At 70.9% G+C, this 13,245-nt stretch carries 16 protein-coding genes and 1 riboswitch; of the genes, 4 read left to right on the plus strand and 12 right to left on the minus strand.

Features of this window, described 5'->3' with window-relative positions:
• Positions 1–146: 146 nt before the first annotated feature.
• Both G6R24_RS11515 and G6R24_RS11520 read right to left on the minus strand, forming a co-directional pair.
• Positions 147–1,424, minus strand: a complete 1,278-nt coding sequence (locus tag G6R24_RS11515; protein WP_163549251.1) for a cytochrome c oxidase assembly protein — start codon at positions 1,422–1,424, stop codon at positions 147–149.
• 256 nt (positions 1,425–1,680) lie between these two features.
• Complete coding sequence (locus G6R24_RS11520; protein WP_163549252.1) at positions 1,681–2,166, minus strand: response regulator; 486 nt, start codon at positions 2,164–2,166, stop codon at positions 1,681–1,683.
• 284 nt (positions 2,167–2,450) lie between these two features.
• Here G6R24_RS11520 and G6R24_RS11525 point away from each other — a divergent pair, with 284 nt between their 5' ends.
• Positions 2,451–2,906, plus strand: coding sequence for a MarR family winged helix-turn-helix transcriptional regulator (locus tag G6R24_RS11525; protein WP_225438407.1), 456 nt, complete (start codon positions 2,451–2,453; stop codon positions 2,904–2,906).
• Positions 2,907–2,994: 88 nt separating this feature from the next.
• Here G6R24_RS11525 and G6R24_RS11530 read toward each other — a convergent pair whose 3' ends face one another.
• Together G6R24_RS11530 and G6R24_RS11535 are read right to left on the minus strand one after the other, a co-directional pair.
• The gene (locus G6R24_RS11530) at positions 2,995–3,378 is read right to left on the minus strand and encodes a BlaI/MecI/CopY family transcriptional regulator (protein ID WP_225438408.1); all 384 of its coding nucleotides are present in this window, start codon (positions 3,376–3,378) and stop codon (positions 2,995–2,997) included.
• Positions 3,379–3,620: 242 nt separating this feature from the next.
• Positions 3,621–4,235, minus strand: a complete 615-nt coding sequence (locus G6R24_RS11535; protein WP_225438412.1) for a hypothetical protein — start codon at positions 4,233–4,235, stop codon at positions 3,621–3,623.
• Positions 4,236–4,705: 470 nt separating this feature from the next.
• On the opposite strand from G6R24_RS11535, the gene G6R24_RS11540 reads away from it, so the two are divergent.
• From G6R24_RS11540 to G6R24_RS11550, 3 genes are all read left to right on the plus strand, one after another.
• Complete coding sequence (locus G6R24_RS11540; RefSeq protein ID WP_225438411.1) at positions 4,706–5,251, plus strand: DUF5134 domain-containing protein; 546 nt, start codon at positions 4,706–4,708, stop codon at positions 5,249–5,251.
• A gap of 229 nt (positions 5,252–5,480) precedes the next feature.
• Positions 5,481–6,098, plus strand: a complete 618-nt coding sequence (locus tag G6R24_RS11545; protein ID WP_163549254.1) for a hypothetical protein — start codon at positions 5,481–5,483, stop codon at positions 6,096–6,098.
• Between the two features lie 108 nt (positions 6,099–6,206).
• The gene (locus G6R24_RS11550) at positions 6,207–6,968 is read left to right on the plus strand and encodes a YcnI family protein (RefSeq protein WP_225438409.1); all 762 of its coding nucleotides are present in this window, start codon (positions 6,207–6,209) and stop codon (positions 6,966–6,968) included.
• A gap of 95 nt (positions 6,969–7,063) precedes the next feature.
• Here the strand turns inward: G6R24_RS11550 and G6R24_RS11555 are convergent, their stop codons facing one another.
• The 8 genes from G6R24_RS11555 to G6R24_RS11590 all read right to left on the minus strand — a co-directional run bounded on the left by G6R24_RS11555 (position 7,064) and on the right by G6R24_RS11590 (position 12,888).
• Positions 7,064–7,456, minus strand: coding sequence for an SCO5389 family protein (locus G6R24_RS11555; RefSeq protein WP_163549255.1), 393 nt, complete (start codon positions 7,454–7,456; stop codon positions 7,064–7,066).
• Positions 7,457–7,479: 23 nt separating this feature from the next.
• A complete protein-coding gene (locus G6R24_RS11560) occupies positions 7,480–8,337 on the minus strand; it encodes a metal ABC transporter permease (protein ID WP_163549256.1) in 858 nt (285 codons plus the stop codon).
• 6 nt (positions 8,338–8,343) lie between these two features.
• Complete coding sequence (locus G6R24_RS11565) at positions 8,344–9,165, minus strand: metal ABC transporter ATP-binding protein (RefSeq protein ID WP_225438410.1); 822 nt, start codon at positions 9,163–9,165, stop codon at positions 8,344–8,346.
• Between the two features lie 128 nt (positions 9,166–9,293).
• On the minus strand, positions 9,294–10,244 hold the full coding sequence (locus G6R24_RS11570; RefSeq protein ID WP_217451629.1) for a metal ABC transporter solute-binding protein, Zn/Mn family: 951 nt from the start codon (positions 10,242–10,244) through the stop codon (positions 9,294–9,296).
• Between the two features lie 438 nt (positions 10,245–10,682).
• Positions 10,683–11,231: a vitamin K epoxide reductase family protein gene (locus tag G6R24_RS11575; RefSeq protein WP_163549258.1), complete on the minus strand. Its 549-nt coding sequence runs from the start codon at positions 11,229–11,231 to the stop codon at positions 10,683–10,685.
• A complete protein-coding gene (locus G6R24_RS11580) occupies positions 11,218–12,150 on the minus strand; it encodes a DUF929 family protein (protein ID WP_163549259.1) in 933 nt (310 codons plus the stop codon). Before G6R24_RS11580 ends, G6R24_RS11575 begins: the two co-directional genes overlap by 14 nt.
• 132 nt (positions 12,151–12,282) lie before the next feature.
• Positions 12,283–12,501: a heavy-metal-associated domain-containing protein gene (locus tag G6R24_RS11585; protein ID WP_163549260.1), complete on the minus strand. Its 219-nt coding sequence runs from the start codon at positions 12,499–12,501 to the stop codon at positions 12,283–12,285.
• 150 nt (positions 12,502–12,651) lie between these two features.
• Positions 12,652–12,888 (minus strand): hypothetical protein, encoded by a 237-nt coding sequence (locus G6R24_RS11590; protein WP_163549261.1) that lies wholly within the window; start codon positions 12,886–12,888, stop codon positions 12,652–12,654.
• A 270-nt stretch (positions 12,889–13,158) separates the two neighbouring features.
• Positions 13,159–13,245, plus strand: a riboswitch (cobalamin riboswitch). This riboswitch is flagged as partial in the annotation.

Below are 13,245 nucleotides of genomic sequence, written 5' to 3' on the forward strand. Positions count from 1 at the left end.
GGTCTCGCCTGGGGAACCGGCGGATCAGCGACGGACGCTGACGACGGTGCACGGGCGTGCTCTCACCGGGGCGGTGGTGCCGACGGTGGGACGATGCCGACCGGGGTGTCGACGGTGACTCGAGGTCCGTACGGGACCGCCTCTCCTCACCCGTGGGTGTCGAGGCTGGCGAGCCAGTCGTTGTAGGCCTGCCAGCTCGCCTCGTCGTCGTCGATGTCGACCTGCCGTGGCCGGGCACCCGCACCTGTGGCGAGCGGTGAGGTACGGGCGAGTTCGTAGCCGGTGTGAGCGGTGAAGGTGGCTGTGCGGGCCCGTTCCGTCCAGCCGGTGCGGGCCCGGCGCACCGCCTCGGGCTTGCGGGTCCAGGTGCGGAACACCAGAACGATCATCAGGGCCATGATTCCGTCGCCGGCGACCCACATGACACCTCCGCCGGTCTGGGTGTCCAGCAGGGGGCTGCTGCCCCAGGCGTGCGGGGCCATCGCGATCGGTGTTCGGGACTGCAGCAGGACCAGCCCGACGAAGGTGTCGACTCCCATCGACAGCACGAGCAGCGCGAGCCGGCCGGGCATGGACAGCCGGCGTCGGATCGGCTCGTCCCCGAACAGCAGCACGAAGAACTGGTAGCCGGCGGAGAGGTAGAGCAGGTGCTCGAGCTGGCCGAGCCAGGGTCGGGCCATCACCGCGCCCATGAATCCGGTGAGGTGGGTTCCCACGATGGTGATCGTGTAGCAGGTGAACGCGGCCGGCGGGGAGAGCAGGGCGCCGACCGGCCGGGAGCGGAGCGCGGCGCGGACCCGGCCGTGGAGCGGGTTGCCGGTGCTGTGCAACAGGAGCGTGAGCGGCCGACTGGCGACGAACAACGGCGGAGCCACCATGATCAGCATCAGGTGCTGGGTCATGTGCATGCTGAACAGTGCCTCGTCGTAGACACCGACGGCGCTGCTGGTGGCCAGGATGACGACCCCGGTGCTGGCCAGGAACGCTGCGGTGCGGGGCCACGGCCAGGGCTGCGCCCCGTGACGCGCGCGGACCCGGGTGACGCCCCACAGGTACAGACAGATCGCGGGTAGCAGGTAGGCCAGTGCGACCGCGTCAAGCTGCCAGGTGTCGAGCAGGCGGCCCAGGCCGAAGGGAGGCGGCGCCTCGCTCTGGCCCCAGCGACACCAGGAGACCGGCAACACGGGCGTGCCCGGCCTGTGGTGGGTCATCCAGAGGACCGTCACCGCGAGGACGAGCGCCACCGCTGCCACCGTGCCGGCGGTTGCCGGCAGCGCGGCACTGCCGAGGAGCGGGCCTGCGTGGCCAGGGCGCCGGCCGGCGGCACTCGGCTCGGCGCGGCGGCTCGGCGTCCCGGGCTCGGATGGCTCCATGTGATCGGCCAGCGGAGCCGGATCGGTGGTGTGGTCGGTATCCCCTGTCATGACCCCGCCGGGAGATGCCGGATCGGCCGGTCCCTCCGCGGATGAGGACCCTTCCTGGTCCGCGCTATCGGGTCCGCCGCCCACGTCCACCAGCGCCCCGAGGGCAGAAGCTGATCTCTCGCGCACCTGGATGTGCTCATGGCAAATATTGTATAGTGCAAATGTTGGCCAGTGGAGATGTCGGACAGTCGATCGGGTGGACCACGCGTCGCCTCGGCCCGTGAGCGTCACCCGGCCAGGGCGGCCTCCGAGAGTCTCAGTCGTGGCCCCGGCCGTCGCATCGCTTCTCCCGGCCGGGTTCGGCCGAGATGTGCGGTCCATGCGACGGCTCGGGGGCGAGGCGGAGATCTTCGATCCTGCGGACCAGGTCCAGGAAGCCGTCGAAATCGTCAGGTTTCGCGACAAAAAAGATCATGGGATTCTGCGGGTCATGGGACACCTCCACCATCCCGGGAGCCGTCAGGGCGATCGTGGGGATCCCCTGCGTGTCGAGATCCGCCTGAGCCCGAGCCAGGAGCCTCCCATCGGCCGCACCCGGCGCATGAAGATCCAGAAGGATGGCATCCGGTGGTGTCGAAAGACCCCATGGGAAGTCGAAGGCGCGCCTGCTGTCCGGGCACACGTGAAGATCCCAGTCCCGCCCACGATCACGCAGTGCCTCTCGTAGCAGCGCGGCGTCAATCGTGTCCTCGTTGATGAGCAGTAACCGCAGGCGCCGTGCCTGCTGGCGATCGTCGCTCACGTCTCTCCCGGTGTCAGGCCTCGGCCGATCTCGGACGCGCCGATGACTGCCGGCAGCGGATACGCGACGGGACGGTCACCGGCCCGAGCCTGGATGGCAGCCGTGATCTCACCCATCGCGTCAGCCCATACACATTTGTATAATACAAAAGTTGCCGTATGCGATCGACATTCAGGTGTCCTGGTCGACACACCGGTCGCCGCACGCGGTAAAACGGGGGCATGACCGGGACGCCGGATGTCTCCACTCCTTCGTCCGGCGGCCCGGACGGAGGAGTGGACGAGGTGACCGACGCCGTCCTCACGGCGTCCCGCCTGCTGGTGGCGGTCTCTGCCCGTTCGCTGACGGCCGTTGGAGAAGACGTCACGCTGCCCCAGTTCCGGATGCTCATAGTTCTCGCGAGCCGCGGCGCGCTGCGTGCCGGCGAACTCGCGGACCTCCTCGCCGTCCATCCCTCCACCGCCACCCGTATGGCCGACCGCCTCGTCGCCGCCGACCTGGTCGACCGCCTCGGCAACCCGGAGAACCGCAGGGAGGTCATCGTTCAGCTCACGGCGACCGGCCAGCAGCTCGTCGGCGACGTGACCCGCCGCCGCCGATCCGAGATCGCGGCGATCGTCGAGAGGATGGACCCCCAGCTACGCGGCAGCCTGGTGGCGGCACTACGCGCGTTCGCGCGGGCGGGTGGCGAACCGGGCGTCGACTCCAGCCGCGACGCCGGTGCCCTGGGCTGGAGTTGACCCGGAGATGTCGATCGTCGTGGGTCGGGATGCCGCCACCGGTGCACGGCGACGGCATCCCGACGGGCACGAGTTCGCTCTGGCCGCGCTAGCCCTGTTCTCCCGCGCTGAGGGCCTGCAGGAGGAGGCAGCGGTGATCCGGTGAGAGATGGCCGGCGAAGTAGCGCAGTACCGTGCCGGGATCGTCGCCTCTGCGCAGGAGCTTCACCATCTGGACCGCGGCGTGGTCCTCGGCTCGTTGCAGTGGCCGATAGGCGAATCCTCGTCCGTGCGGTGTCCGTTCGGCGAGGCCCTTGGCCACCAGTCGTAGCAGGGTGGTCGCTATCGTGCTCTGCGCGAGATCTCCACCGAGCCGGTGCTGGACCTGCATGGGCATCAGCGGTTCGGACGTGGCCCAGAGCAGGGCCAGTACCTCGCGTTCCAACTCGCCGGCCGCGCGTCTGTGCGCGACCGACATGACTGTCACAGGCATGGCAACTCCGCGGGTTACCGACCGGTCCGGAATCGCGCTGGCCTGGCCGGCGCGGCGGGCCGGCACACCAGGCAGGTCGGAGCCGGTCGAGGCTCGAAGGTCGGCCCGCCGTCCACCCCGGACGCGGGTGTGGACCTTGACCGGCCGACATCCCGTTCCACCTCACGGCGACGGAACGGGCGACACCAGGTTCTGGCGCGGTCACCGGCGGTGCCTGATGGCTGGAGGACCGGGGGGACCGCTCAGACCGCGGCGCGGACCGGTGGGCCTCGGCGGACGACGATGTGGTGCAGCAGGACGGGCCGGCAGGTCCGGGTGTGGACGGGCAGACGGGGGAGCGGACCGCCCGCGGCCGGCGGAACGCACAGGCCTCGGCGGCGCAGCCGGTCGGCGGCGCGGCGGGCCACGGTCACGGCACCTCGGGCGGCCCGCCAGAGCAGGCGCTCGCCGACGGCGAGCCACCAGGCCAGCCCGATCGCGGCGAGGAGATGTGCCGCGATCATCGCCGGCCCGCCGGGAAGCAGGTCCACCCGCGCGGCCTCGTGGGTCATCGCCGCCAGATGGGTCGCGGACGTGCCCACGGTGGATGCCGGGTGCGGGCTGCCGGTTGTGGTGGTGACGGCGAACGCGATGTGCAACCCGGTCTGGACAGCCAGTACGAGCCCGGTGAGGCGCGGCCACGTCAGCCGTGCCGCCGATGCCCCCCAGCAGATCCGCCCGGCCAGGACGATCCCGACGAGGACGACGGGTACCGACGGAGCCATCCCGCACGCGGCCCAGTGGGCGCCCACGGCCAAGGCGACGGCGATGGCCGCCACCGACCCGGCCCGGACACCACGCCCCGCCGGTGTCGCCACCCAGTTCACGACATCACGCGCGGCACGGCGCCCCGCTCACACCGGGAGCCCGGCCGGCTCTCGCGCGCGGGCCGGACCCGGATTCCCTCGAACGACCCGACCCCGACCTCCGTCGTCCAGGTCGCGCCATCATGCCTCGTATCCTAGAAGATCAAACACGGTTCCCGGCGTGTTTGGCCCGACCGCGGTCGGACGGGGCGAACGGCCGAACGCGGTCGCCCCGCGCGTCTCCACTCCGTCGAAACGCCTGACAGCGATTGATGACGATCTTTAGACTGAAAGAACTGATCATCTTTGCTGCCGGGGAGCCGACATGGCCGAGCCCAGAACGTTCCGTCACGTTCCGACCTCCGCTCGTGGTCGTGGACCTCGCCGTGTACGCCGGCTGAACGGCCTCGGGACATGCGGGAACGCGGCCTCTCCCGGCCGCGGCCTGGTGGAGAGCATCCTCGTCGGAGGTGCGTGCGGTGATGCCTGACATGGCGATGACGCACGCCATGCGCCTGTCCGGCCCATGGGCGGCTGCGGCGTGCCTTGCCGCGATCGCCGTGGCGCTGTTCCACCTCGGGCGCCTGGCGAGCGCGCCGGCTCGGCGGCGGCTGTTCGTTCCCGCCGAGCTCGGTCATGTGGCGGTGGCCGCGGCCATGGCCGTCATGTTCGGCGGGCCGCCACGGGTGGTCTCGTCGCTGCCCTTCGCCGCCGGCTGTCTGGCCCTTGCCGGACTCCTTCTCGTTGTCGTGATGGTGCATCCCGCGTGCTGCGCACCGTCGGAGTGGTCGTGCTGCTCGCTGCTGGTCGTCGAGGCCGCGGCCATGGGCTGCATGGCCGGCGCGGGACGCTGGCCGGTCGGTGACCTGACCGACTGGTTCGTGGTGGTCTTCGCGGGCGCCGCGCTGGCGGCGGTCGGCGGACCGTTGCTGCGCCGGTTCAGGCCGGCGTGGGCCGGCGTCCCATCGATCACACCCGTAGCGTCCCGGCTGGTCATGGCCGGCGGCATGCTGATCATGCTGCGCTGAGCGGGTACGGCCGGCGCACGGTCCCGGCGACCGTGGACGGCGCTGTGTCCGGTAATGGACGCCCAGCTCGCGCCTGTTTGTCACGACGCGCCACGGGCGCTCTAGGGTGAGTCGCTGTGAGGGCGACAGCGCGGTGCGGGCCGCGGGCGCTGCGGACCCTCGTCTTCTCGCCCGCCTGCGTCGCGGTCGCCACCGCAGCGCACCTGGCCGCACACGGGGGGCGCCCGCGATGGGCGTTCTCGCTCTCGCGACGGCCGCGGTCGCCGTGGTCAGCGCCCCGCTGGCCGGCCGGCGCCGGAACCTGCCGACGACGAACGCCGTGATGATCGGCCTGCAGGTCGGGATGCACGTGCTGTTCCATGCCACCGAAGCGCCGATGGTGCCGATGGTGCCGGTCGTGACGGGGCACCTGCTGGCCACCGGGTCCGGCCTGGTGCCGCTGCGCACCGGCCGAACCGGCGCGGCAGGTATGGCGATGGGGCACGTCAGGGCGGTGCCGCCCGGAGCCGCGGCGGTGACCGCGCGGACCGCCGCAGGGGCGGTCATGCCGTGGATGGCCGCAGGTCATCTGCTGGCCGCGCTCGCGGTGTCGTGGCTGCTATGCCGCTGCGACGCGGCGGTCACCGCCGCGGTGATCCTGGCCGAGGCGGCGGTTTCGCTATTGGCCGTTGTGGTGGTACGGCTGCTGACCGGCTCGATCCAGGTGCCCGCGGTCGCGGGACCGAGGCTCGTGCGGCCAGCGCGTGACGAGTTGTGGATACCCGGCCCGACCGCCCTGTTGGTGAACATCGTGGTGCGTCGCGGTCCCCCGCGGGGGCGGTTCGCCGCGAACCTCCTCGCGGCCTGACACCTGGATCCGACGGACATTCCGCGTTGTTGCACGCCGGTGACCGCCCAGCACCGTAGCGCTCGGGCCGCCCCGGCATCCGCACCGTTCACCGAGAAAAGGCCACCTGTGACACTGCCTCCTTCGCCCCTGCGCCGGCCATGGCGCCGCCTCGCCGCCGTGGGCATCGCTGCCGGCGTGCTCGCGCTCGCCGTCGCCGCGCCCGCCTCGGCGCACGTGACCGTGCACGCCGACGACCCCACCCGCGGCACCTCCGACGCGGTGCTCGCCTTCCGCGTCCCCAACGAACGCCCGAACGCCACCACCACCAGACTCGAGGTCGCGTTCCCGACCGCCACGCCGCTGCTCGGCGTGCTGGTCGCCCCCCATCCCGGCTGGACGTTCGCCGTCACGAACACCGCGTTGAAGCCACCCGTCAAGACCGATGACGGGACGATCACCGATGCCGTCTCGCGGGTCACCTGGACCGCGAACAGCCCGGCCGACGCGATTCCCGCCGGTGGCTATGCCGACTTCACCGTGACGGCCGGGCAGCTTCCCGACACTCCGACCCTCACCTTCAAGGCGCTGCAGACCTACTCGAGCGGGGAGATCGTCCGCTGGATCGACGAGGAGCAGCCCGGACAGCCCGAACCGGACGACCCCGCCCCCGTCCTCACCCTGACCGCCGCCTCGTCGGCGCCTGCCTCCGCCGCTTCCGCCGACGACCAGCAGACGACGGCACGCGGTTCCGCCTCCTCGTCGGACACCACCGCCCGGGTGCTGGGCGGTCTCGGGATCGGTCTGGCGGTGGTGTTCGGAGCCGGCGGCTACCTCCTGGGCCGGCGACGCCCGGCCAAGGCCGGGCCGACCAGCCCACCCCAGGACTGACCGGCCCGTCATCGGGCCTGGGCTACCCGGCCGTCGCATCGTCCTACCAGGCACGACGCGGCGGCCGGGATGCGTTCCGGTCGATTCCGGCCACGTCAGCAGTTGACGAACCCCGGTTGCTGGTTGAGGACCTGGCTCTGCGGGGAGACGAACCGCCGGTACTGCTCACCGGCGGTGGCCTGGGGTCGGAAGGCGGCCAGCCGGTGGCAGTTCTGGAAGGCCAGCGCCACGCCGAAGTGCCGTTCCAGGGCCGCGCGGATCGCGGTGCTGGCCATGGCGCGCAGCAGCTGGCCCTGCTCTGTGTCGCCCGTGGGCGGGAGCTGGTTGTCGGTGAAATCGGCCGCCGCGGCTGGTAGTTCGCCGGCGAGCCGCGCGACCAGGTCGTAGGCGTAGGGCAGGGACTCGCGGATGCAGGCGAGGAAGTCGGCCTCGTCGACATGGCCTTGTTCGGCCTGCGCCAACAGGCTGGGCGACACGGTCAGGGACATGGGTACCTCCTGGGTTGTAGCCGCTACCCGGGGCGGGCGCGGCGCGGGTGCGCAGGGTGGTGCGGACGCCGGCGGGTGCGCAGGGTGGTGCCGGCGAGGCGGGCGCCCAGGTAGAGGGCGAAGCTGATCGTCGAGACGAGCACGCTGGCCTTGACGTTGGTCTGCAGGCTGGCGAGGAGGCCGCCGTCGGCGGCGACGAGCGCGAACGTCACCGACAGTGCGGTGACGGTGGCGGGCCGGGCGGAGAGCCGTCCGGCCGCGGCGGCCGGGGTGATGGCCAGGCTCAGGACGAGCAGGGTCCCCACGATCTGCGCGGCTTCGGTGACAGTGAGAGCGAGGACGTAGAGGAACGCGACACCGACGGCGCGGGTGGGTACGCCGCGTGCCTGCGCGACGTCGGGGTCGACGGAGGCGAACAGCAGCGGCCGGTAGAGCACGGCCATGGTGACCGCGACGAGACAGGCGACGCCCAGGAGCAGGAGGAGCTGCCGGTTGGAGACGCCGAAGATCTGCCCGAACAGGATGTTCGTGGCCTCGGTGGCGAACCCGTGGTAGTGGGAGAGGAGGTAGACCCCGGCGCCGAGGCCGAAGGCGAGGATGACCCCGATCGCGGAGTCGCGTTCGCGTTGCCGGGCGCCGAGCAGCCCGATGGCGGTGGCGACGACGAGGCTGCCCAGCAGTGCTCCGGTGACGGGGTCGTTCGCGATGAGCAGGCCGGCAGCGGCGCCGGTGAAGGACAGTTCGGCGGTGCCGTGGACGGCGAAGGCCGCGCCGCGGGTGACGACGAACGGGCCGACGAGCCCGGTGATGACCGCGACCAGGGTGCCGGCGGCGAGGGCATGCTGCGCGAACGGCTGGTGCAGGTAGAAGTCCAGGCCCATCGCCGGTCAGGTTTCCGCGGGAGCGTGGTCGTGGCCGGCCGGGTGGTGATGCCCGCGGCCTGGTTCGGCGTGGGCGGCGTCGGGGGCGCCGACGACGACGATCCGGCCGCGGACGCGCACCACGTCGATGTCGGTGCCGTACAGCGCGGACAGTGTCTCGCCGGTCATGATCTCGCCGGGGGTGCCGATGGCCCAGCGGCCGGCGACGAGATAGAGGATCCGGTCGACGAGCGGCAGGATCGGGTTGACTTCGTGGGTGACGAACACGACCGCCGTGCCTGCGGCCCGGCGGCGGGTGTCGATCAGGTTGCTGACGGCGTGCTGGTGGTGCGGGTCCAGCGACAGCAGCGGTTCGTCGCACAGCAGGACGGCGGGGTCGGTGAGCAGGGCCTGGGCGATGCGTAGCCGTTGCTGTTCGCCGCCGGAGAGCAACCCGACGGGGGTGTCGGCGTAGCCGGCGGCGCCGACCGCGGCGATCGCCTGATCGACCCGGTTCCGACGGCCGCGCCAGAGTGGGGCCACACCCCAGCGGTGGCCGTCCCGGCCGAGGCCGACCAGGTCCCTGCCCCGTAGCGGCAGGTCCGGGTCGAACGCCTTCTGCTGGGGGATGTAGCCGACGTGGGCGCTGCCGCGGTGGGGGGTGTGCCCGCAGACGGTGACGGTGCCAGCGGACAGCCGGTGCAGGCCGAGCAGGACCTTGAGCAGGCTGGTCTTGCCGGCCCCGTTGGGGCCGAGGACGGCGAGGAACTCCCCCGCCGCCACGTCGAGGGTCAGACCGTCCCACAGTGCGCGCTGTCCGAACCGCAGGGTGGCACCGGACAGCCGCACAGCCGGGTCCGCGACCGGCGGGTGGGCATTGGCGGGGGCATGGCCGGCCCGGTCGGGGACATCATGCGCTGTGGCTGTGGCTGGCGGGTCGCCGCGGCGACCCGGGGTGCGGATGGTAGGAGGCATGATCAGCCGCCCAGTGCGCCGAGGATGGCCTTGGCCTGGTCGTTCTGCCAGGTCTGGAAGTCCTTCTCGCCCGGGGGCAGGGTTTCGGTGACCCCGATGACCGGGATGCCGTTGGCCTTGGCCAGGGCCCGGGCCTGCTCGGTGATCGGGCTGGTGACCTGTCCGTTGTAGAGCAGCACCCGGACCTTCCTGCCAGTCAGAGCGGCATCGAAGGCGGCGGTGTCGACCGGGGACGGGTCGTTGCCATCCTCGATCGACTGGGAGAACGACGCCGGCGTGGCCAGCGTCAACCCGGCGGCGGTCACCAGGTACCCGGGTACCCGTTCGGTGTAGGCGATCGGGGCACCTGCGTAGCGCGTTCTGATCTGGCGGATGGTCGCGGCCACCTGCGCCTCACCGGCGAGGAACCTCGTCAGATTGGTCCGGAACGTGGCCGCGTCGGCGGGATCTTCCGTAGCGAGCCGAGTCTCGATCGTGTGCGCGGCGGTGACCACATAGGCGGGGTTGTACCAAAGGTGCGGGTTGGGATTGTCTCCGCCGGCCCCGACCGCCTTCGCGATCGACAGGACCTTGCGCGTCGAGTTCGGCCCGGCCTTCAGCAGCCTGTCGGCGAAGTCGTCGTAACCAAGCCCGTTCTCGATCACGAATGCGGCGCTGCTGACGGCGGCGGCGTCGCGCGCGTCGGTTTCGTACTGATGCGGGTCCGTGTTCGGATCGCTGATGATCGAGGTGGCCGAGACGTGGGAACCGCCGATCTGGCGGGTGATGTCACCCCAGACGTTCTCCGCGGCCACCACCTTCACCGCCCCGGCCGCGCCGCCTGTGGTGGGCGCACCGGTACCGACGGTGCTGCCCGCGGCGCTTCCCGATCCGCACGCGGCCAACGTCAGAGCGCCGAACACCAGGATCGCGCAGGGCGCTGGTAAGCGGCGGGTCAGGGCATGGCGGGTCATGGCAGGAATCTCCAGATCATGGGGCGGTCGCCATCGCCGTCGGGATGGGACCACAGGTCAGGGGCGCTGGATCGGCGCTGCGACGGCCTCGCTCCGACGAGTCCCCAGCCGTCCACCACTAATGATTACGGATACGGGAATCATTTTCATTATGCATAGAAGCCGTCTTGGCGGCAAGGGTGACCACGGCGCGGACAGGCGTGTCGCCGATCGGGGAACGTCGGCTCCGGAGCCGCCCCTGATCTTGCGATCGGCGCAGTCCCGGCACTGGTCAGGCCATGAGCAGGACGCGCTTCTGGTCAGGCCGTGCGCAGGACGCCCTTGCGGAACAGGTCGGTGGCCGCGGGGCAGATCAGTGTCCCGTGGGTGACCGTGCGGGCGGCGTCCTTCGCCAGCCCCGACGTCCGCGATGATCCTCGGCGCGAGGCCGGAGGGTGATCAGCCGAGTTCGTGATCGTCTGCTGCGGCCTGGTCGTCGGGCTCGGCGAGGACGGTGCCGGCCACGACGACGGCGAACAGAGCGATGGTCAGGACGTGTACCGCCGTGCACCACAGACAGATCGCGTCGAGGGTGAACAGCTCGGTGTAGACGAGGTGGACGACCATTCCGACGCCGGTCAGGGCGAACAGCAGTCGGCCGTAGCGGACCACGGGATGGGCGAGCCGCCACGCGACCGGAAGGGTGAGCGGCGCCATCACCGCGAAGAAGACCAGGCCGAGGAGAGCGACCGGGATGCCCAGGATCTCCGATTCGGGGCTGGTCGTGACCTTCTCGCAGTTGACGACCCGGGTCCCCGGGCAGGCGAGCAGCGACGCGGTGTCGTAGTGCGCCACGGTCAGGTAGGTGGCGACCGCGAGACCCGCGGCCACGATCGTCAGGCCCGTCAGGGGGAGCCAGGCCGGCACCGCCGAGCCGGCCTGGCTCGGCGACTGGCCGAGTCCGCCGGGTGCGACGGGTCGGTCGGTGTCGGCGTCAGCGTTGGGCATTGATCCCGCTCTGCAACTGGGTGATGGTCCTTTCGTTGCAGACGGTAGTCGGCTTCTGGTTGGTGAGCTCGCAGATCGCGGCGGTGATGGCGTTCGCGGTGCCGTCGATCGCCGTGGCGATCGGGCTGTTCGGGTCGGTGAGCGTGGCAGCGACCTGCTCGCGGGTCCTGCCGGCCAGCACCTGCGGGCTGTAACTGGCCCCGCTGATCATGTATTTGCCGCCGAGGTCGACGAAAGGGATGGCCCCCGCGCTCGAAGCGTCAAGGTAGGGCGGGGCGTCGTACCTGGCAAGCAGCGCGGAGTCGGCGGCCGACGGCGTGTCCAGCGGGGTGTAGCCGTTGCCCGAGGCAATGTTGGTCGTCTCCTCGACACCGGTGAAGGACACCAGATCCGAGGCGTACGCCGAGCCGTGGAAGGACAGCGTCGGCGTACGCGGGAACACGTCCGAGGCCGAGGAACTCGTCGCCTGCAGCTGGGACCAGGTACCGAAGCGCGAGAGCGCGACCACCATCGGCCATCGTTCGGCCGCGCAGTAGGGGCAGTACTCGGCGCCGATGTAGAGCACCCGGGGCTTCCCGTCAGCGGTGAGCGCCGGGGCGGAGATCGGCGTCGGCAGCTTCTGCGCGCTGCCCGCGCCGATCTTCGCCAGCGTCGCCGCCGGCACGCCGGTCACGCCTTGGACGACGGCGGCGGAGGCGGGACCGCTGGCCACCGCAGCGGGCGTGTCCCTACCGCTGGAGACCTTCACGGCGACGAGTACGCCGATCACCACGACGACGAGCGCGACCGCCACGCCACTGATCCACCACGCTCGGCGCTGGCGGGCCTTGCGGGCCTTGCGGGTCTGCGCGGCCCGCATCGCCGCGACACGGGCCTGCCGCTGGGCAGCGGTGCCGGTTGGCCTGGCCTTGGACGACACCCTTGCCTCCTGGGTCTCGGCGGGAATGCTGTGCGCGCCTTCCCGCGGGCTGTCCGGCGGTCCCGGCCACCGCCGCCGGGCATTGCCGAGAACGGCCAGCCTGGATGTCGGCGATGGAAACGCTCACCTCGCTCAGGCCACGGTGACGGTCCCGATGGTGTAACCGGCCTCGACGATCGCTGCTTCGATAGCCGCGGTGTCGGCCCCGTGGGCCCGCTCCACCCGCACGGAGGTGGCGGCAACATCGACCGACACCGTGGTGACGCCCGGAACCCGGCCCACCGCCTCCTCTATCGCCGCCTTGCAATGCCCGCAGCTGATGTCGGGAACCTGCATCGTCAGCGCTGTCATGGACGCTCCTGCCCTTGGTCGAGCCTCACCCTTGAGGCACTTTCGACGGAGCGTAGTAGATGCCGGGGTGTGTGCCGAATGATGTCACTGTGGTGTGTGGCACCGTCGCACAACAGATCAGGCGCAACAGGCCGGGAAAGGACGGCGAGCCTAGGCCACGCCCAAGGCGAGTTCCGTCTCGACCAGAGACATGATCTGCCCGGATCGGGCCTCGTCGACGATGACCTGGAGCTGTTCCACGCTCATCTGGACACGCTGGCCGAAATCGTCGGTCAGTACGATGCGCCGCTCCGGCCGCGCGTCATGGTCGACGAACAGCTCCGGGCAGCCGCAACTGCACTTGCCGCAGAAGGTCAGAACGTGACGGGAAGTTCCGGACTCGGCCATGTCGGCTCCTGGGGTGCGAAGAGTGATCACAATGTTCAGGATTCGACCCGGCTGCCCGGCAGCTCGGCGGACCCCTCCAGTTTCGGACCATAAATCTCCTACAGTCTGTCGGAGAAGCACCTCTTCTTGATTTTTTTGGGCTGCCGGGCATCCGGCCGGGGCATCCGCCTCGGCCCGGGACGGCGTGCCTGCCCGGCACCGGGGCTCCCCGCGGTCACCCACGGCGGTCCGGTCGATCAAGCGGGCTTGCGGGGAGGCGACGACAGGCGCTAACGTGCTGTTGCCCTTGGTGTTCGGGAATTCGGTGTGATGCCGAAGCGGCCCTCGCCACTGTAAGCAGATGGTAACTGGTCAGGT

The sequence above is a fragment of the Candidatus Frankia nodulisporulans genome (genome assembly GCF_902806475.1).
GTDB classification, from domain to species: domain Bacteria; phylum Actinomycetota; class Actinomycetes; order Frankiales; family Frankiaceae; genus Frankia; species Frankia umida.

Coding starts and splice junctions, on each gene's coding strand:
- G6R24_RS11515 (WP_163549251.1), bottom strand. CDS start 1,424: ATGACAGGGGATACCGACCACACCACCGATCCGGCTCCGCTGGCCGAT.
- G6R24_RS11540 (WP_225438411.1), top strand. CDS start 4,706: ATGCCTGACATGGCGATGACGCACGCCATGCGCCTGTCCGGCCCATGG.
- G6R24_RS11555 (WP_163549255.1), bottom strand. CDS start 7,456: ATGTCCCTGACCGTGTCGCCCAGCCTGTTGGCGCAGGCCGAACAAGGC.
- G6R24_RS11585 (WP_163549260.1), bottom strand. CDS start 12,501: ATGACAGCGCTGACGATGCAGGTTCCCGACATCAGCTGCGGGCATTGC.
- G6R24_RS11575 (WP_163549258.1), bottom strand. CDS start 11,231: ATGCCCAACGCTGACGCCGACACCGACCGACCCGTCGCACCCGGCGGA.
- G6R24_RS11545 (WP_163549254.1), top strand. CDS start 5,481: ATGGGCGTTCTCGCTCTCGCGACGGCCGCGGTCGCCGTGGTCAGCGCC.
- G6R24_RS11560 (WP_163549256.1), bottom strand. CDS start 8,337: ATGGGCCTGGACTTCTACCTGCACCAGCCGTTCGCGCAGCATGCCCTC.
- G6R24_RS11590 (WP_163549261.1), bottom strand. CDS start 12,888: ATGGCCGAGTCCGGAACTTCCCGTCACGTTCTGACCTTCTGCGGCAAG.
- G6R24_RS11570 (WP_217451629.1), bottom strand. CDS start 10,244: ATGACCCGCCATGCCCTGACCCGCCGCTTACCAGCGCCCTGCGCGATC.
- G6R24_RS11530 (WP_225438408.1), bottom strand. CDS start 3,378: ATGCCTGTGACAGTCATGTCGGTCGCGCACAGACGCGCGGCCGGCGAG.